At 66.5% G+C, this 1007-nt stretch carries 1 protein-coding gene and 1 pseudogene; both read right to left on the bottom strand.

Features of this window, described 5'->3' with window-relative positions; genetic code table 11:
- A partial coding sequence (locus tag QZH66_RS16915; RefSeq protein WP_305807017.1) for an acyl-CoA dehydrogenase family protein occupies positions 1-557 on the bottom strand: 557 nt, incomplete at its 3' end.
- A 251-nt stretch (positions 558-808) separates the two neighbouring features.
- Positions 809-1007, bottom strand: a pseudogene (locus QZH66_RS16910) (hypothetical protein); the annotation flags it as partial.

Genomic DNA, 1007 nt, shown 5'->3' with positions numbered 1-1007 from the left:
CCTTCATCGCCCAGGCGGTTTTCGAGCGGCACGCGCACGTCGTCAAAGAAGATCTCGGCAAACGCCTCCTTGCCGTTGAGCGCCTGGATCGGGCGGATCGTGATGCCCGGCGCATCGAGCGGCACCAGCAGGTAGCTCAGGCCGTGGTGGCGGCTGGAGTTGGCGTCGCTGCGGAACAGGCCGAACACCCAGTTGGCGAACACCGCCCGGGTCGACCAGGTCTTCTGGCCGTTAAGCACATAGTGGTCGCCGTCGCGAATGGCGCGGCTGCTGATGGCCGCCATGTCGGAGCCGGCGTTGGGCTCGCTCCAGCCCTGGGCCCACATGTCGTCGCAGCGCGCCATGCGCGGCAGGAAGCGCGCCTTTTGCTCGGGAGTGCCGAATTCCATCAGCGTCGGGCCCAGCAGCAGGATGCCGTTCTGGTTGACGCGCATGGGCGCATCGGCGGCGGCATATTCTTCCTCGAAGATCAGCCAGTCGATCAGGTCGCAGCCGCGCCCGCCCAGCTCCCGGGGCCAGGNTCTGGTTGACGCGCATGGGCGCATCGGCGGCGGCATATTCTTCCTCGAAGATCAGCCAGTCGATCAGGTCGCAGCCGCGCCCGCCCAGCTCCCGGGGCCAGGTCACGCTGCTCCAGCCGCCTTCGGCCAGCGTGGCTTCCCAGCGGCGGTGCTGCTCGAAGCCTTCGCGCGTGTCGTAGCTGGCGAATTTTTCGCGCGGCACATGCGCCTGCAGCCAGTCGCGCACCTCGACCCGGAAGGCCTGTTGTGCAGGGGTGTAGTTCAGGTCCATCGTTGCGTCCTCTGGTTCAGAATTTGGCGTCGCGCTTTTCGACGAAGGCCGCCCGGGTTTCGCTGGAATCGGGGCTCATGTAGGCCTGCAGCGTGAAGCCCTGCTCCCAGCGGTACTTGGCTTCCAGGTCGCCATCCTCGATGCCGGTGAGCGCCTCCTTGGCGATGCGGATCATGGCCGGGCTCTTGGCGGCTATTTTTGCGGCAATCTCCAGC

The sequence above is a fragment of the Stenotrophomonas sp. YIM B06876 genome (assembly GCF_030711595.1).
Classification (GTDB): Bacteria; Pseudomonadota; Gammaproteobacteria; order Xanthomonadales; family Xanthomonadaceae; genus Stenotrophomonas.
This window is presented reverse-complemented; position numbering and strand designations above follow the sequence as displayed.